Source organism: Thalassospira sp. MCCC 1A02898, from assembly GCF_001618185.1.
Taxonomy (GTDB): Bacteria; Pseudomonadota; Alphaproteobacteria; order Rhodospirillales; family Thalassospiraceae; genus Thalassospira; species Thalassospira tepidiphila.
In genome coordinates, this window is record NZ_LPXK01000011.1 from 612,116 (window position 1) to 628,554 (window position 16,439).

Consider the following 16,439-nt stretch of genomic DNA (forward strand, 5'->3'; position numbering starts at 1 on the left):
GGCGCCGAGGTCAGGCTGCGTTTTCCGGCAACTGAACCCAATCGGGAACAGAAACCGTAATCTTTGCGTCGCCTGCGCTGAGCTCAGAATCGCCCTCAACCCGCTCAAGCCGGATCATTGCCAGCCCATGGTCACCATGGACAGATCGAATGATCCCGGCTTCCTTGTCGCCATTCATGATCGGCGTGCCGGCATCCGGCGCCGGGCCGTCAATTTTGATGGGCAACAGGCGTTTGCGGACAAGACCGCGATATTTGGTCCGGGCGGTAAGCTCCTGACCCATATAGCAGCCCTTTTTGAAATCAACACCGCCAAGCTCTTCAAAGCCATTCTCAAGCAGGATGGATTTCTCGATTTCCAGTTCTTCGCTGCCATTGGGAATGCCAAGCGAAACGCGCATTTCGTGGTAGGTTTCGATATCGCGTTCCTCGGCACCAATTGCGGCCATTTCGGTCAGCGCATTTTTCGGCAGAAGAACACGCGCGCCCATCGCGCTCAGGCGCGGATCAACCGCCTTGATGCCATCGGCCATATGTGCGGTCGCACCGGGTGTTGCATCCAGCGACAGGGCGGAAAGCGCATCCTTGCCAAATACGGCAATGACGTCGTAGCTGTCGGTGACATCTGTCAGTTCTGCCTTGGCGCGGAGTTTATACATGCGAAGCTTTTTGAACAGTTCGGCCGCACGCTCGCCATTCTCGCCGCGCTCGCATTCAATCAGCAGGCTGTCTTCATCCTGATGATAGACAAAGAAATCAAAAAGAAACTTGCCCTGCGGCGTTAAGAGCGCGCCATAGCCGGATTTCTCGGCCGAAATGGTTTCGATATTGTTTGATACCAGCCCTTGCAGAAAGCTGACCCGGTCCGGGCCGCTGACACGGATCACGGCGCGATCCGGCAAAAGGGCGTAAAAAGTCTCACTCATGATATTTATGGCTCCGGTAAATCGGAATTGTTTGGGCGAAATGTGGGGCAATCACACAAATTTCGCAAGACCTGTCTGTGCGGAGGCAGGGTGGGTAAGCTATAAGAAAACCCTTCATAAAACGCCGTCGAACGGATAGAACCAAACTTATGAAAATCTTGATGCTTGATCACTCCATCGGCTTTGATCCCAAGGATCGCGAAGCCCGTCCGCTCGGAACATGCCAGCGCGCTTTCATTGCCTTGGCTGAGTCCCTTGTTGCCCGTGGTCACAAGGTCGAAGCGCGCCGCAATGGCGGCATTGACAAGGACATGCACGGCGTTGCCTGGCGACAACTTGATGCCGAACTGCCGCCCTTTGGCGGCGATGCGGTCAATACCGTAATTGTCTGGCGTGATCCGGCATTGCTGAGCCACGCTTCGGTGCCCGAGGGGGCGACTGTCGCGCTTTGGTTCGATGGCGATCCCGCACGACTGAATGCCGATGATGTGCGTCTGGTTCTGCAGGAAAAGAAAGTTCAGGTCATCTTTACTGATGATGCGCAGGCAAAGGCCTTTGATGCCGACCTTGCCAAAAAGCCGATCGTGGTCAAACCGGGTGCGACAACATCCTTTGTCATGGCATCGAACATGCACTGGGCGTTTGAATCGCGCGACGAACTGGCTGTAACGGTTGCCAACAGTTCGACCGGGATCGCCCAGATCATTCGCATCTGGGAAACCTATGTCGCGCCCAAGGCGCCAAACGCGATCCTCGAAGTCTATGCCTATGACCTGTTTAGCGCCATGGCAGGCGAGAATGACAGCGTGTCGGACGACCTGCTTGATATGGTGCGATCCGCCATCGACAAAGGGGTTCGGGTCCATCATCCGAAACCAGAGGCCGACATGGCCGAAACCGTTGCCAATGCCCGTGCGTTTTTGCACCACGGTAAGTACGGCTCGGATCATGTCGGGCAGTGGATTGTCGATGCGCTGGGGGCTGCAACGCCTGTTGTGTCCTATGGCGGGATTGCCAAAAGCCGGGTTGAGGATGGCAAGACGGGCTACATCGTTCCGGACGAGGCCGCATTTGGAAACATCACGTCTCAGCTTCTGACCGACCGGTCCTTCTTTGCCAGCCAGTCCGAAGCCGCACGCAATGATCGCCGCGAATGGATCCATGTCGCTGGCGAGTTGGAGAAACTGTAATCCGTGCGCCTGCTGTTCATTACCTCAAATCGCCTCGGTGATGCGGTGCTTTCGACATCGGTTTTGCGCCACTATGTCGAAACCTACCCCGGCATCCGCGTGACAGTGGCCTGCGGCCCGGTTGCTGCACCGATCTTCGAAGCTGTCCCGAACCTTGAACGCATCATCAAAATGCCAAAGCAAAAACGCGGCGGCCATTGGTGGAAACTCTGGAAATCGGTTGTCCTGAACTGGTGGGACATCATCGTCGATCTGCGCGGTAGTGCAACGGCTTATGTGTTGCCGGGCAAGACTCGGGTGGTGTTGCCTGGTAATGACGATGATTTGCACCGTGTTGAACAGCTCGGAAAATTGATTGGTGTTGAACCTGCACCGTTACCAGTTCTCTGGACCCGTCCTGAGGATGAGGCGCGCGCGAAAGAGCTCATTCCTGAGGATGGCAAGCCGTTGCTGGCTGTTGGGCCATCTGCGAACTGGATTGGTAAGACTTGGCATCCCGAACGGTTTGAAGAAACAATTGCCGAACTGACCAAGCCCGGTGCTGTGCTTGAGAATGCGCGTGTGCTTCTGGTCGGGGCGCCAAGTGAACGTGATGCGTCTTCTCCCGTTATTGAGAGTATTCCGTCCGATAGACGCGTAGAAATATTTGGAACAGAGCATCTTTTGACTGTGATGGCCTGTCTGAAAAAAGCCGATCTGTATGTCGGCAATGACTCCGGCCTTATGCACATGGCAGCTGCCTCTACGCGACCGACACTCGGGCTTTTTGGCCCGTCGCGTGAGGAACATTATGGCCCTTGCTCGAAATGGGGACGGGCGGTGCGCACGGAATGGTCATTCGATAAAATCATGGCCAACCGTGAAAGTTACCTATCGAAAGAAAATTTGATGGAAACCTTGCCGGTTGCCAAAGTTGTCGCGGCGGCAATTCAATTGGTTAAAGACTATCGCAATCAGGAAATCGGCGATGAGTGATAAAAAACCGCGTATTTCAGTCGTGATCTGTGCTCATAACGAGGAGGAAAGACTTCCTTCCTGCCTTGAAAAAGTGACTTTTGCAGACGAGATCGTCGTAATTTGCGATAAATGTACTGACAAAACCGAAGACATCGCCAAGGGCTTTGGGGTCAAAACTGTCGTCGGTAGCTGGGACATTGAAGGCGACCGTCGCAACCGCGCAATAACCGAAGCAAGTGGTGACTGGATATTCGAACTTGATGCCGACGAGCATATAAATGCAGAGCTGGCAGCGGCCATTCCTGAAGCGGTTCTTTCGGACAAGTTCGACTCATATTTGATCCCGGTCGACAATTATGTCGGGAAGCGCCTTGTGCGGTACGGTTGGGGGGCATCCTTTGGGACGTCTGCTGTTTGGCGACTTTATCGCAAGGGGTGCAAGAACTGGGGGGACGAGCGGGTTCATCCCTCGTTTGAGCTGACCGGTAAAAAAGGCCCCCGACTTGATGGTGCGTTGGTTCATTTTGTTGATCGCAACATCTCAGACATGATCCGTCGATTTGACAGTTATACCTCTGCGCGCGCTGCCGATCTACGCGCCACCGGAAAGATTGGCAGTTTTGCTCACAACTTCCGCCGAATTATATCGCGCTTTTGGCGCTGTTTTGTGTCGCGCAAGGGATATAAGGAAGGTGGGTTAGGCTTTTTGATCGCGTTGCTGGCAGCTTTGTTCCCGATGGTGTCCTATCTCAAGGCGCGCTATGACGACGAGTAAGAGAGGCGCATCGGAGAACTGCCAATGACCATGCTGCTGCAAACCATGGCCGGAAGCCCATTTGGCGGCGCGGAGGAGTTCTTTGTGCGTCTTGCCTGCGGTTTTCAGCGAGCCGGCATCGATCAACATTGTATTTTGAGGCCGAATGAAGGCCGGAACACCGTTCTCGCCGAAAATGGTGTTTCATTTGATGAACTGCCTTTTGGCGGACGTTTTGATTTGCGAACTCCGTGGGCGTTGCGCCAGCAGATCAAAAAGCACAAGCCAAAGATCGTTCTGAGCTGGATGAACCGTGCCAGCCGGATGACGCCGTCAGGCAATTTCACCAAGGTTGCCCGGCTTGGCGGTTATTACAAGCTCAAGAACTTCAGTGATTGCGATCATCTGATTGGCAACACGCGCGATATTTGTGACTATCTGGTGCGTGAAGGGTGGCCTGCTGAGCGGACCCATTATCTACCGAACTTTGTAGACGCAAAACCAGGCACACAGCTTGACCGGTTGGAATTCAACACTCCAAACGACGCACCGCTAATTCTTGGGCTGGGCCGCCTTCACGAAAACAAGGGCTTCGATACATTGATCAGGGCCTTGGTTGATGTCCCCGGCGCCTATCTCTGGATCGCAGGCGCAGGCGATCTCAAGGACGGACTGCTGAAACTGTCTGGCGAATGTGGTGTGGCGGATCGTGTCCGGTTTTTGGGATGGCGTCGCGACGTGGCCAATCTCTTTGCGACCTGTGATGTCTTTTGCGCCTCTTCGCGACATGAACCGCTCGGCAATATGGTGATTGAGGCATGGGCTCATGGCAAACCGGTTGTCGCACAGGCCAGTCAGGGACCAATGCAATTGATCAAAGCGGGCGAGAGCGGATTGCTGTCTCCGCTTGAAGATGTTTCTGCGTTGGCGTCTGATTTACGCGCAGTCCTTGACGATAAGGCGCTTTCAGACACATTGTCGGCAAATGGGCGTGCGGCTTTTGATGCCAACTTTACCGAGGATGTCGTGGTCGCTCGATATATGGCTTTCTTTGACGAGGTTGCACCTTAATGTGCGGAATTGCCGGTTATATCGCCAAGGACAAGCAATCCCTTGATCCTGAAATCCTTGATCGTTTGCGTGATGCATTGGGGCATCGCGGACCAGATGGTGACGGTCGCTATGTCAAAGGCCCCGTCGGTTTCATCCAGACACGCTTGGCAATTATCGATCTCAATACTGGTGACCAGCCGCTTTACCACGAAAATGGTAGTGCTTTGATCGCCAACGGTGAGATTTACAATTATCTCGAGCTTAGAAAAAATCTGGGTGAAGAGGGCTTCAAAACCCATTCCGACAGCGAGACTGCACTTCGCAAATTCGTGCGCGATGGTATTGGCGGGTTTGATCAGCTGCGTGGCATGTATGCCGTTGCCATTCATGATGTGGTCGACAATCAGGTCGTTCTGTGTCGCGACCCGTTTGGTATCAAGCAGGTCTACTACGTTGAAACCCCTGAATATTTCGCATTCGCGTCCGAAGCGCAGGCATTGGTCGCTGCCGGACTTGTTGGTCGGGAAGTACGCGAGGATGCCCGGTCCGAGTTGCTTCAGGTGCAATTCACCACTGGATCGGACATGATCCTTGATGGGATCAAAAGACTGCAGCCCGGTGAAACCATCGTTTTGAAAAACGGACGGATAGTCGAGCGCCGGCGTCGTCAGGTTCTCAGTGATGCAGGTGCGACCGGGAATAATCTGGAAAGTGCGCTTTATGAGTGGGACCGGGTGTTCGAGGAGTCGGTTCGACTGCATCAAAGATCTGATGTCGATTATGCCATGTTCCTGTCGGGCGGGGTCGATAGTGCGTCCTTGCTTGGTATGATGCACCGGCTTAATGAGAGACCGGTAACGGCCTATACTGCGGCGTTTGAAGCCAGCAGTGTGCATGATGAACGCGAACTCGCGCGAGAGGTCGCCAAGGCCTGCAACGCCAACCATATCGAAGTGATGTTTTCCGAAAATGACTTCTGGACGCTATTGCCAGAGGTGGCCGCGCGAATGGATGATCCGGCAGCGGATTATGCCATTCTTCCAACCTATAAGCTTGCCAAGGAAGCCGCGCGCGATTTCAAGGTTGTGCTGTCGGGCGAGGGCGGTGACGAGCTGTTTGGTGGCTATGGTCGGTACCGCTCGGTCATGCGCCCCTTTTTGCTCGGCGGTCGTGTGATGCGCTCCAAGGGGACGTTTGACAAGATTGATGTCTTGCGGCCCGGTGTGCTGGAGGGGTGGCGTGATGGCATTGCAGCGTCGGAAAGTCGTGAAAGCCGGGGGAAACGGTCGCGTCTGGCGATTGCTCAGGCCGTGGACTGCGCCGACTGGTTGCCCAATGATTTGTTGCTCAAGCTTGATCGAATGCTGATGGCGCATGGTCTGGAGGGGCGCACACCGTTTCTTGATCCGGTTGTCGCCGAGTTCGCCTACCAACTTCCCGACCGCCTCAAGGTCAGAAAGGGCGTTAGCAAGTTCCTGTTGCGCAGTTGGCTGGAACGCTGTTTGCCGATGGCAAAGCCGTTTGCCAAGAAGCGCGGCTTCACGGTTCCGGTTTCAGAATGGATTGCAGCGCGTGGCAAGGAGTTGGGGCCGCTGGTCGCCCGGCAGGCAGGCATTATCGAGATCGCAGATGCGGACAGGGTGGAAAAACTTTTCAACACTCCGGGCAAACGTGAAGGTGCGGCGTGTTGGCATTTGCTGTTCTATGCGCTTTGGCATCAGGCGAATGTTCTCGGGCATGCACCTTGCCCGGACGTTTTCGAAACACTCGCCAGTTTTCAAAAAAGTTAAGACGTCTTAACTTTTGCGGGAACAAAGCACTCGCTCCGGCATTTCTTAATTGCAAATAACAATTAACAGATATGCTGTTGGGACATGAGTGATGCTGTATCTTGATAAACTGGCGATGTTGGCGGTTCTTGGTTTTGCATTGTTGCTGGCATGGATGACTGTACCGCCGAGTGATTTACACGCGAAATCGATTAAGGCGCTGCCCTTGAAAGAAAGTGCGACACTGGGAGCGACATATGAATTCAAGCTCCCGACCACTGTCTATGCCAAATGTACGATTGATTGTGGATCAATTGGGGTTGATGTGACAGAGCAGGCGACCAGTGCTGAGCAGCGTGAAAAGTTTGCGCGCGCAATGCGGATTGCTTACTCTGCGTATGTCACACCACTGCATCGTTGAAGCGGGTAACTGCCTTTGAAGAAAGCTTCGGTCTGGATGATCGTACCCAACCTGTTACGCACTTTGATGCGTAAAGATGTGGCGCTGAAATCCAAGCTTCTTTTGCTGACTGGTCTGGTCTATCTGGTCAGTCCTGTTGATTTCCTGCCCGATATTTTGGTCGGGATTGGCTGGTTGGATGATCTTGTGATCGTGCCTTTGTTGGGATGGCTGTCCTATCGAAACCTGCCTGAAGATGTGCAACGCGAAGTCATCCAAGACGACTTACAAAAACAGCCCGGGTCGCGTCGCTTGTTTGTCTATCTCGGTATTCTGGCGATTGTGGTCATCGCTGTTGCGGTAGTGGGGGGTACGGATACCTCGCTTGAACCTGCAAGCATTCCCGCGGCTGATTGATCAATCCGTCTTGTCGGATGTGACTTGCGTGTTTGACGCACGGTGGTGGGCACCATACTCTTGATCGATCATCCGAACAGATCGGGAGGATCCCATGGCTGAAAAATTTCGCGCACTGGTCCTGGACCAGAAAGAAAAAAGCGTCACAGCAGAATTCAAGAACCTGACGACAGATGACCTGCCCGCAGGAGAAGTGCTGGTTCGGGTCAAATGGTCAACTCTCAATTATAAGGACGGCATGGTCCTGAACGGATTAGGACGGCTTGTGCGCACCTATCCCCATGTGCCCGGCGTTGATTTTTCCGGTGAAGTCGTTTCATCAACCGATGATCGGTATAAGCCTGGCGATGAAGTTGTGCTGACCGGCTGGCGGGTTGGTGAAGCCCATTGGGGCGGGTATGCCCAGCTTGCACGGGTGAAGGCCGATTGGCTCGTTCCGTTGCCCGCCGGAATTGATGCATCGCAGGCAATGGCAATCGGCACGGCGGGCTTCACCGCAATGCTGGCAGTCATTGCACTGGAAGATCAGGGTGTGTCGACAAAACAGGATGGCGAAGTCCTTGTGACCGGGGCCGCTGGGGGCGTTGGTTCTGTTGCTGTTTCAATACTTTCTGCGCTTGGCTATCGGGTTGCCGCGTCGACGGGACGGGCCGAAACGCATCAGTATCTTCGTGATCTCGGCGCCAGTACCATCATTGATCGCAATGAACTGACCGATACAAGCAAACCTCTTCTGACCGAACGATGGGTGGGGGCAATCGACAGTGTCGGTAGCACGACGCTTGCCCACGTTCTTTCAGAGATGAAATATCATGGTGTTGTTGCCGCCTGCGGTCTTGCCGGTGGTCCGGATTTGCCCGGAACTGTTATCCCGTTCCTGCTGCGTGGTGTGAAACTGATCGGGATTGATTCGGTCATGTGCCCCTATGAGACACGCGTGCGTGCGTGGCAGCGCCTGGCGCGCGAATTGCCGAAGGATCAACTGCAATCTGCAACAACGAAAGTTGCACTGTCCGATATTCTGCCATGGGGGGAGAAGATCCTCAAAGGGCAGGTGCAGGGACGTCTGCTTGTTGATGTTCAGGATTGCTAGCACCCGCAAAACCATGCAGACTCAACGGGTTTTCGATCCGTGCGATGCGGCACGAAACTCCGTTTCTTTGAAAGCTGGAAATGAACGTGATGCCTGAACAACGGTTCCGAATTCTTCTTGTCGAAGATAATCCCGGTGATGCGTTTCTTGTGCGTACCCTGCTGGAAGAAACCGGTGAGCCGTTTGATATCGAGCATCGAAGCGATCTTGCGTCCGCGATGGCGGTGCTAAATGGTGACGGGCCAGAGGCACTGTTTGATGTTGTTTTGCTGGATCTGACCTTGCCGGACTCGTCTGGCGTGCAAACCATCAGCCGTGTGCGTAGTTGTGCCAATGCCGCGCCTGTCGTTGTTCTGACCGGCCACAAGGACGAGGAACTTGCGTTCGAAGCCCTTCAGCATGGGGCCGAGGACTATCTAACCAAGGAATTTCCTGATGGCCGTACAATCCGGCGTTCCATCAGGTATGCGATTGAACGGTCGCGCGCCGAACGCGCGCTCAAGGAAAGTGAAGAGCGTTATCGCAAACTGGTCGAGCTGGCACCAGAACTGATCTCTGTCCTGAGTGGTGAAGAGATCGTCTATATGAACCAGCAGGGCGTCAGCATTTTGGGCGCGCGCGACAGTGATAAACTCGTCGGGCGATCCTTCATGGAAATGGTGCATCCTTCAAGCCGCGAAACGCTTGAAGAATATATTTCGCGCTATCGAAACGGGTATCCGGGGCGTGCGGATTTCACAATCATCTGCCAACGCCCGGAAGGCGAAAATGTCGAGCTGGAAGTCTCGGCCATTGCCTTTACCCACGAGGGGGCACCGGCCATGCTGATGCTGGCAGAAGATGTTACGGACAAACGCAAAGTTGAACGTCAACTGGTTCAAACGTCCAAACTGGCAACGCTTGGCGAAATGGCAGCATCCGTTGCCCACGAAATGAATCAGCCGCTAAACGTCATCCGGATGGCCGCAGATACCTGCGCCTTGCAATATGATCTGGATGCCGTGAAACCGGCCTTTCAGCGCGAAAGACTGGCGCTCATCAGTTCCCAGACAGAGCGCATGTCCGAAATCATCAAGCATCTTCAGATATATAGCCGTCCGGACGACGATGATTTTGCGCCGTTCGATGTCATGAAAGCCGTTGAGCGTGCTGTGGACATGGTCGAACATGACTGCCGGTTGTCGGGTATTGCAATTGATGTCGTGGCCCCCCGGCAGCGCTGCTTCGTCAATGGCCGACAGGTTCAGTTGGAACAGGTTCTGGTCAATATGCTGAGCAACGCGCGCGATGCCATCAACGAAAGCGGCGATGACGCCGGCAGTATCGGAGGTTTGATCCGTGTCAGCGCAATGGTTGACGAAGCGCGGAAGTCATTGAAACTGGCTGTCAACGACAATGGCGGGGGTGTTCCGGAAGCCGCCATTGACTTGCTGTTTCATCCGTTCTTTACGACCAAGGATGTTGGCAAGGGAACCGGACTTGGGCTGTCGGTCAGTTTTGGCATTGTCGAGGCCATGGGCGGCCGAATTGATGTGCGAAATGAGGGTGACGGGGCCTGCTTTGAAATCACTCTGCCGCTTGCGGATGCCGATACCACGAAGGTGGATCATCATTCCGACGCTGGTCAGGAGGACGGCTGGCTGACCAAGGTGCCGCCGAATGCCGCAGCACGCGGCAAAATTCGCGTGCTTGTCGTCGATGACGAAGTGGATGCCATGGAAATCATCTCAGGATATCTTGAAGCACAGGGCTTTAACGTTTCCGCCGCAAGTAACGGTGAAGATGCGTTGGCGATTGCGGGTGTTGTGCAGCCTGACATCCTGATTACCGACATTCGCATGCCACATATGGATGGCAACGCCTTGGTCAAGGAACTTCGGGAACGCAATCCCGCACTGCCGGTAATTGTTATGACCGGGCACCCGGGCGACGCTGACCGACCGGTTGAGGATGAAGACGGACCAGATGCACCGGTGACGGTGATGTCAAAGCCGCTGAACTTGAAGGAACTTCTGGCAACACTTGATGAGCTTTGTGAAGTGTTCGCGGCTTAAGTTTGCCCCGCAGGCATCCGCAAGAGACTTTTGGCTGCCAGAGGACTCATGATTTAAATTGATGAAGAAAAAGCCCGGCATTGTGCCGGGCTTTTTCTGATTTGTTTGCCTGGATTTGGCAGCGATCAGGCTTCCCAGCCCAATTGCATGGCAATCTTCACCGCTTGTGTACGGTTGGCAGCACCGAGCTTCTTGAAAATACCGGTCAAATGGACCTTCACGGTAATTTCGCGAACGGTTAGCTGTTTGGCGATTTCCTTGTTGGAAAGGCCCTTGGTCAGAAGACCCAGCACTTCGCGCTCGCGGTTGGTCAACTGCCGCAAGGGGTTGTCTGGTGCAAGGCCATCAAGGTCGATCTCACCCGGGCGCATCTGGGTGCCATCGTCTTCGAGCAATGCTGACGGAATGTATTTTTCGCCGGACAGAATCAGACGCAGGGCGTTGATCAGGGATTTACCTGACAGCGTCTTGGGCAGATATCCCGACGCACCGTGTTCCAGTGCGTTCAGAACGTCGCTGCGTTTAACCGAGCCTGAAAGAATAACCACCGGAATTTCAGGATGTTTCTGGCGCATGACGGTCAGACCGGACAATCCATTCATGCCAGGCATGTTCAGATCGAGGATGGTCAGTTCGACGTTGGTTTCTCCGTCAACGACGGCAAGTGCTTCTGCGAAGTCTTTCGCCTGCGCGACTTCAACTTCCGGCGCTGCGAGTTTTAGGAAGGAAGTGATCCCGTCTCTGACGAGATCGTGATCGTCTGCTAGCAGGATGTTCATTTTTATGCCGTACCTGTTCTTGTCCAAAGCTCACTGAAATAAATTGGGACAGCGACCTCGGAAACGCGATCCACAATTGCAATAATATGGTTTCGCGCGATTCTGATATTTTCAATCCAAGCGTCCCCCCCGGACGCGAGCGCAGCATTCAACAAAACGGTGTCCCTGTCAAACGGCAGGATAGTTTTTGATAGTAGCATCTATCCAAGTGAATAGGTATCCGAACTCAAGGATAAGTATTTCATCGCGCATCGAATAGTATATCAGGGGGTCAGCAGGAACCGCGATAGGAAAAGTTACACAGAAATTGATATATTCTGATGCGCGCCGTTTTTAGACATTGCCTCGTTAAGTGCGGATTCTTTGGTAGTATTGTTTATATCAATACCATCACTGGTTGCTCTTTGCAGGCTTGCCTGACGGAAGGCTGCCATATCGGCACCTGATGGTGCGTTTGGTGCCAGTGCTGCATTTTGCAAGGTGGCCAGCGCACGATCACGATCTTCCGCACTGCCAGACAGTGATACGCTTACATCAACGTGACCACCAATGGCATAAGCGTTGCCGTCCGGACCAATCTGATATGTGTATTGCGGCGCAGAGCCATAAGGCCCGGCAGCAGCGGCATGGGCCTTTTCCTCTTGGCGCACAGCTGAATCTCGGGCGCGCAACTGATTGACGACAGCTTCTTCCGCCGGGTCGAGATCCTGATTGGATGAAGCACCATTTGCGGTGTTGCCGTTTTCCGAATTGGTTTCGCGTGCCTCGCGGTATTCCGCGCGGCTGACACCGCCAGCAACTGCTTGTGCCTCGGTCAGGGTGCGTGGATCAACAATCCGCGTGCGTGCACCGTCCGAGCCGGTGCCAGCAATGGCATATGGCGAAACAGATGACGCATTTCCGCCCTGACGCTGGACTTCAATGGCCTCATACTCGGCCAAAACACGCCCATCAGCAGTTTGCGCGATTTCCCGAACATTCAGGATAACGCCCAAACCGCCCCCATTCGGGTTGGCTATGGTTTGACCAGCTGAAATCATCTGTCTTTACGTCGCTCGTAATCTTAAGACGAAACCTATACGAAAAGACACCATAGCAGAAAAATGACCGGGAGTCTCGGCTCGCAATAAACGGCCTTTGGTGTAAGGCTCTTGAGGCGCATTGTCACGGTTGATGGCTTGCGCATCCGTACCCTTGCTGGTATCAAAAATCCCGAATTTCCAACCGGCGCCTGGCGCGCTTCATGCTGTACTTCAATCAGGAATTCCAACGCGCATGTCCGACTTCATCATTCCGGCCAATGAAAAGGTACTTGTCACGGGTGCCGCCGGTTTTATCGGTTCCCATCTTTGCCTGAAACTGCTGGAACAGGGGGCCACTGTTGTCGGACTTGATAACGTCAATGACTATTATGACGTCAACCTCAAAGAGGCACGTCTCGCACGGTTGGAAGGCAAGCCGGGTTACAAGTTTGTCAGAATGGATCTCGAAAACCGCGAAGGCATTGCTGATCTGTTCGCTACTGAAAAGCCGACCTATGTGGTCAATCTGGCCGCCCAGGCTGGCGTGCGTTACTCGATTGAAAACCCGCATGCCTATATTGATGCCAACCTTGTTGGCTTTACCAACATTCTCGAAGGATGCCGCCACAACAATGTGAAGCATCTGGTCTACGCATCAAGCAGTTCGGTTTACGGCATGAATACGGAAATGCCGTTTTCCGTCCATCACAATGTTGATCACCCGATCAGCCTGTATGCCGCGTCAAAAAAGGCCAACGAGCTGATGGCCCATACCTATAGCCATCTTTATCGTCTGCCGACGACCGGTCTGCGTTTCTTTACCGTCTATGGTCCTTGGGGACGCCCGGACATGGCGCTGTTCCTGTTTACCAAGGCGATCCTCGAAGGGCGACCGATCAACGTCTTTAACGAAGGCAAGATGCGTCGCGATTTTACCTATATTGATGACATTGTCGAAGGTGTGTATCGCTGCATCTCGACTGTTGCCCAACCGAACCCGGACTGGAACTCGGCCAAGCCCGATCCTGCAACCAGTTCGGCACCCTATCGGGTGTTTAATATCGGCAATAACAACCCGGTCGAGCTGATGTATATGATCGAAACGATCGAAAAGGCGCTTGGCAAAACGGCTGAGAAAAACATGCTGCCGATGCAGGATGGCGACGTTCCGGCAACCTATGCCGATGTCGATGCGCTGACTGATGCCGTCGGTTTCAAGCCAGCTACCTCGATTGAAACCGGTATCGGCAATTTTGTTGAGTGGTATCGCGCTTTCTACGGCTAGAGCGCGCGACTTGCCTCAAGACACAGAAAAATCAACATCATGGCAGCTCGCATCACTTTCATGCGGGCTTGCCAACGTTATTTTTGAATGTACTTGGAAAATGGTGCTGCTGGGGAGATTTGAACTCCCGGCCTCTCCCTTACCAAGGGAGTGCTCTACCCCTGAGCTACAGCAGCCCGATAAACAGGCTGACCGGTGGGCAATGGTGCTGCTGGGGAGATTTGAACTCCCGGCCTCTCCCTTACCAAGGGAGTGCTCTACCCCTGAGCTACAGCAGCATGAGCCCTTGCGGTGCGGGCGGGTTATAGGCCACGTATCTGTAATTGGTCAAGCCTGAATTATGCGAAGTTTTTCGATTGTTCCCGTCGCAGGCCTTTTCGCCCTGTTTTCGTCAAGATCGGCTGTAATTTTTCGCGCGCTGTTTTATAACAGGCCAATCGCTCAAACCCGCATAAATCTGACGGAACTTTGATTGCACCATGACTGCAAAAAAATCTGACATGCGTCCGGCCGTAAACGAGGAACGCTTGAAACGCGAAGCCGAAGCCCTGCGTGCCAATCTGGCCAAGCGCAAGCAACAGCAACGCTCACGCAAAAGCGATCCACAAGGTCCGGCTACAGACGAAAAACCTGAGGACTGATCACGCGCGTCATTTTTCACCTTCCCTTTGATGGCCGCATGCATCGTTTGGTTGATCTTGAGGCCAGCGGGCGGGTAAAACCGTGGGTGCTGAACGTGGTTGGGATTTTCGCAAAAACAGGGGTGGCACTATGTCGGTAAGACCGGATCACTGGATACGCCAGATGGCGCAGGAAAAAGGCATGATCGAACCGTTTGTCGACGGTTTCAAACGCGATGGTGTGATTTCCTATGGTGTCAGCTCGTACGGCTATGACGCACGCGTCGCTGATGAGTTCAAGATTTTCACCAATGTCGACTCGGCCATCGTCGATCCCAAGGAATTTTCCGATGACGGGTTCGTTAACCGACAGACCGATGTGTGCGTGATCCCGCCCAACAGTTTCGCGCTCGCGCGCACGGTGGAGTATTTCCGTATCCCGCGAGACACACTGGTGATCTGTCTAGGGAAATCGACCTATGCCCGGTGCGGCATAATCGTCAATGTCACGCCGCTTGAACCCGAATGGGAAGGGCATGTGACCCTTGAATTTTCCAACACCACACCGCTTCCGGCGCGCATTTATGCCAATGAAGGGGCGTGTCAGTTCATTTTCCTTAAGGCGGAAAGTGAATGCGATACCTCCTATGCGGATCGCGCAGGGAAATATATGGGCCAAAAAGGTGTCACATTGCCGCGCCTGTGATAAAGGGGTGGCAACAATCTGGTGGTGATACGCCAAGACACGCGTTCGCTGCGCCATCGCGCGCAGTACAAAGAGGACTGAATGGACAAGATCAAGATTTCCGGTGGTCGCCGGCTGCAGGGCAAAATTGCAATCGGCGGTGCCAAAAACGCGGCTTTGCCGTTGATGGCTGCAAGCCTTCTGACAGATGAAACGCTGACCCTTTCGAACCTGCCGCATCTGGCAGATATCACATCGATGGCCAATCTTCTGGCACAGCATGGTGTCGCGTTGCATCTGAACGGGCATGCGCCCAATGGTGGCCATACCGGTCGCGTTCTTGAAATGACGGCCAAGGAAATCACCTCGACCACGGCACCCTATGATCTGGTGCGCAAGATGCGTGCATCTGTCCTGGTACTTGGTCCGATTGTCGCGCGCTGTGGTGTTGCCCGTGTGTCGCTTCCTGGCGGGTGCGCGATTGGTAACCGTCCGGTTGATCTGCATCTTAAGGCGCTGGAAGCGATGGGCGCGGAGATCCACCTGACCGAGGGCTACATCGAAGCCCGCGCACCCGACGGCCTGAAAGGCGGACATGTCCTGTTCCCGCAGGTTTCGGTGGGCGCGACGGAAAACACGCTGATGGCCGCATCGCTGGCCGACGGTGTTGTCACCATTGCGAATGCCGCGCGTGAGCCGGAAGTATCCGATCTTGCGCATTGCCTTGTTGCCATGGGGGCCGAGATCGAGGGCATCGGAACCGATACCCTCAAAGTCACGGGAAAGCCTCGCCTGCATGGTGCGGACTATTCGGTTGTGCCAGATCGTATCGAAACCGGGACCTATGCAATTGCAGCGGCCATAACCGGCGGCGAGATTGAGCTGACTGGAACCCGTATGGAACTGATCGACAGCCTTGTTGATGCGATGCGCGCCGCCGGGGTCGAGGTTGAAGAAACCGAAGATGGCCTTAAGGTGCGCGGTAACCGTGCGACGCTTAAGGGTGTTGACGTGATGACCGAACCCTATCCGGGCTTCCCGACCGACATGCAGGCCCAGTTCATGGCGCTGATGTCGGTGGCCAATGGTGCGTCCATGATCACCGAAACCATTTTCGAAAACCGTTTCATGCACGTGCCGGAACTCAGCCGCATGGGCGCTGATGTTAACGTGCATGGCCGTTCGGCGATTGTCCGCGGCAGTGCGAAGCTTTCGGGGGCCGAAGTTATGGCAACCGATCTGCGTGCCTCGGTCTCGATGGTGCTTGCAGGCTTGGCAGCCGAGGGCGAGACGGTTATTAACCGTGTCTACCATCTGGACCGCGGTTATGAGCGGCTTGAAGAAAAACTGAGCTCCTGCGGGGCGCAGATCGAACGTGTCCGGGTTCCGGCCTGATATAAGGCTTCCGGATAACTGAAAACGCGTAAGGCGACTGA

General features: G+C 54.3%; 16 protein-coding genes and 2 tRNA genes. 13 read left to right on the plus strand and 5 right to left on the minus strand.

All coding sequences use genetic code 11. The features are described from left to right. Positions 1 to 10: 10 nt before the first annotated feature. Positions 11 to 925, minus strand: coding sequence for a folate-binding protein YgfZ (locus AUQ41_RS13740; protein ID WP_063088895.1), 915 nt, complete (start codon positions 923 to 925; stop codon positions 11 to 13). 149 nt (positions 926 to 1,074) lie between these two features. Between AUQ41_RS13740 and AUQ41_RS13745 the strand changes: the two genes are divergently transcribed. The 9 genes from AUQ41_RS13745 (at position 1,075) to AUQ41_RS13785 (ending at position 10,612) form a co-directional block, all read left to right on the plus strand. Then, positions 1,075 to 2,115: a glycosyltransferase gene (locus AUQ41_RS13745; RefSeq protein ID WP_063088896.1), complete on the plus strand. Its 1,041-nt coding sequence runs from the start codon at positions 1,075 to 1,077 to the stop codon at positions 2,113 to 2,115. Between the two features lie 3 nt (positions 2,116 to 2,118). Beyond that, positions 2,119 to 3,090, plus strand: coding sequence for a glycosyltransferase family 9 protein (locus AUQ41_RS13750; protein WP_063088897.1), 972 nt, complete (start codon positions 2,119 to 2,121; stop codon positions 3,088 to 3,090). After that, on the plus strand, positions 3,083 to 3,847 hold the full coding sequence (locus AUQ41_RS13755) for a glycosyltransferase family 2 protein (protein WP_063088898.1): 765 nt from the start codon (positions 3,083 to 3,085) through the stop codon (positions 3,845 to 3,847). Before AUQ41_RS13750 ends, AUQ41_RS13755 begins: the two co-directional genes overlap by 8 nt. Positions 3,848 to 3,871: 24 nt before the next feature. Then, entirely contained in the window at positions 3,872 to 4,897 is a 1,026-nt protein-coding gene (locus AUQ41_RS13760; RefSeq protein ID WP_063088899.1) for a glycosyltransferase, read from the plus strand. Continuing rightward, positions 4,897 to 6,669 carry an asparagine synthase (glutamine-hydrolyzing) gene (gene asnB, locus AUQ41_RS13765; protein WP_063088900.1) on the plus strand — a complete coding sequence of 591 codons (1,773 nt, stop codon included), beginning with the start codon at positions 4,897 to 4,899 and terminating at the stop codon, positions 6,667 to 6,669. Before AUQ41_RS13760 ends, asnB begins: the two co-directional genes overlap by 1 nt. A gap of 91 nt (positions 6,670 to 6,760) precedes the next feature. Further along, a complete protein-coding gene (locus AUQ41_RS13770; protein WP_063088901.1) occupies positions 6,761 to 7,069 on the plus strand; it encodes a hypothetical protein in 309 nt (102 codons plus the stop codon). A gap of 15 nt (positions 7,070 to 7,084) precedes the next feature. Beyond that, complete coding sequence (locus AUQ41_RS13775; protein ID WP_232308396.1) at positions 7,085 to 7,465, plus strand: YkvA family protein; 381 nt, start codon at positions 7,085 to 7,087, stop codon at positions 7,463 to 7,465. 94 nt (positions 7,466 to 7,559) lie between these two features. After that, positions 7,560 to 8,558 (plus strand): MDR family oxidoreductase, encoded by a 999-nt coding sequence (locus AUQ41_RS13780; protein WP_063088903.1) that lies wholly within the window; start codon positions 7,560 to 7,562, stop codon positions 8,556 to 8,558. 89 nt (positions 8,559 to 8,647) lie between these two features. Next, positions 8,648 to 10,612, plus strand: a complete 1,965-nt coding sequence (locus AUQ41_RS13785; protein ID WP_063089037.1) for a response regulator — start codon at positions 8,648 to 8,650, stop codon at positions 10,610 to 10,612. A gap of 125 nt (positions 10,613 to 10,737) precedes the next feature. On the opposite strand, the gene AUQ41_RS13790 is transcribed toward AUQ41_RS13785, so the two are convergent. Then, on the minus strand, positions 10,738 to 11,391 hold the full coding sequence (locus AUQ41_RS13790; protein WP_008891795.1) for a response regulator transcription factor: 654 nt from the start codon (positions 11,389 to 11,391) through the stop codon (positions 10,738 to 10,740). Positions 11,392 to 11,687: 296 nt separating this feature from the next. Next, a complete protein-coding gene (locus tag AUQ41_RS13800; RefSeq protein WP_063088905.1) occupies positions 11,688 to 12,431 on the minus strand; it encodes a putative metalloprotease CJM1_0395 family protein in 744 nt (247 codons plus the stop codon). A gap of 235 nt (positions 12,432 to 12,666) precedes the next feature. On the opposite strand from AUQ41_RS13800, the gene AUQ41_RS13805 reads away from it, so the two are divergent. Further along, positions 12,667 to 13,698 carry an NAD-dependent epimerase gene (locus AUQ41_RS13805; RefSeq protein ID WP_063088906.1) on the plus strand — a complete coding sequence of 344 codons (1,032 nt, stop codon included), beginning with the start codon at positions 12,667 to 12,669 and terminating at the stop codon, positions 13,696 to 13,698. A 101-nt stretch (positions 13,699 to 13,799) separates the two neighbouring features. Here AUQ41_RS13805 and AUQ41_RS13810 read toward each other — a convergent pair. After that, positions 13,800 to 13,874 (minus strand) — tRNA-Thr (locus AUQ41_RS13810). Positions 13,875 to 13,901: 27 nt separating this feature from the next. After that, positions 13,902 to 13,976 (minus strand) — tRNA-Thr (locus tag AUQ41_RS13815). Between the two features lie 201 nt (positions 13,977 to 14,177). On the opposite strand from AUQ41_RS13815, the gene AUQ41_RS20745 reads away from it, so the two are divergent. From AUQ41_RS20745 to murA, 3 genes are all read left to right on the plus strand, one after another. Beyond that, positions 14,178 to 14,339, plus strand: coding sequence for a hypothetical protein (locus AUQ41_RS20745; RefSeq protein WP_157092649.1), 162 nt, complete (start codon positions 14,178 to 14,180; stop codon positions 14,337 to 14,339). Between the two features lie 130 nt (positions 14,340 to 14,469). Next, positions 14,470 to 15,024: a dCTP deaminase gene (gene dcd / locus AUQ41_RS13820; protein ID WP_062956196.1), complete on the plus strand. Its 555-nt coding sequence runs from the start codon at positions 14,470 to 14,472 to the stop codon at positions 15,022 to 15,024. An 81-nt stretch (positions 15,025 to 15,105) separates the two neighbouring features. After that, positions 15,106 to 16,398 carry a UDP-N-acetylglucosamine 1-carboxyvinyltransferase gene (gene murA, locus AUQ41_RS13825; protein ID WP_063088907.1) on the plus strand — a complete coding sequence of 431 codons (1,293 nt, stop codon included), beginning with the start codon at positions 15,106 to 15,108 and terminating at the stop codon, positions 16,396 to 16,398. Positions 16,399 to 16,439: the final 41 nt, after the last annotated feature.

Coding starts and splice junctions, on each gene's coding strand:
- AUQ41_RS13805 (WP_063088906.1), top strand. CDS start 12,667: ATGTCCGACTTCATCATTCCGGCCAATGAAAAGGTACTTGTCACGGGT.
- dcd (WP_062956196.1), top strand. CDS start 14,470: ATGTCGGTAAGACCGGATCACTGGATACGCCAGATGGCGCAGGAAAAA.
- asnB (WP_063088900.1), top strand. CDS start 4,897: ATGTGCGGAATTGCCGGTTATATCGCCAAGGACAAGCAATCCCTTGAT.
- AUQ41_RS20745 (WP_157092649.1), top strand. CDS start 14,178: ATGACTGCAAAAAAATCTGACATGCGTCCGGCCGTAAACGAGGAACGC.
- AUQ41_RS13785 (WP_063089037.1), top strand. CDS start 8,648: ATGCCTGAACAACGGTTCCGAATTCTTCTTGTCGAAGATAATCCCGGT.
- AUQ41_RS13740 (WP_063088895.1), bottom strand. CDS start 925: ATGAGTGAGACTTTTTACGCCCTTTTGCCGGATCGCGCCGTGATCCGT.
- AUQ41_RS13780 (WP_063088903.1), top strand. CDS start 7,560: ATGGCTGAAAAATTTCGCGCACTGGTCCTGGACCAGAAAGAAAAAAGC.
- AUQ41_RS13800 (WP_063088905.1), bottom strand. CDS start 12,431: ATGATTTCAGCTGGTCAAACCATAGCCAACCCGAATGGGGGCGGTTTG.
- AUQ41_RS13790 (WP_008891795.1), bottom strand. CDS start 11,391: ATGAACATCCTGCTAGCAGACGATCACGATCTCGTCAGAGACGGGATC.
- AUQ41_RS13755 (WP_063088898.1), top strand. CDS start 3,083: ATGAGTGATAAAAAACCGCGTATTTCAGTCGTGATCTGTGCTCATAAC.
- murA (WP_063088907.1), top strand. CDS start 15,106: ATGGACAAGATCAAGATTTCCGGTGGTCGCCGGCTGCAGGGCAAAATT.
- AUQ41_RS13770 (WP_063088901.1), top strand. CDS start 6,761: ATGCTGTATCTTGATAAACTGGCGATGTTGGCGGTTCTTGGTTTTGCA.
- AUQ41_RS13760 (WP_063088899.1), top strand. CDS start 3,872: ATGACCATGCTGCTGCAAACCATGGCCGGAAGCCCATTTGGCGGCGCG.
- AUQ41_RS13745 (WP_063088896.1), top strand. CDS start 1,075: ATGAAAATCTTGATGCTTGATCACTCCATCGGCTTTGATCCCAAGGAT.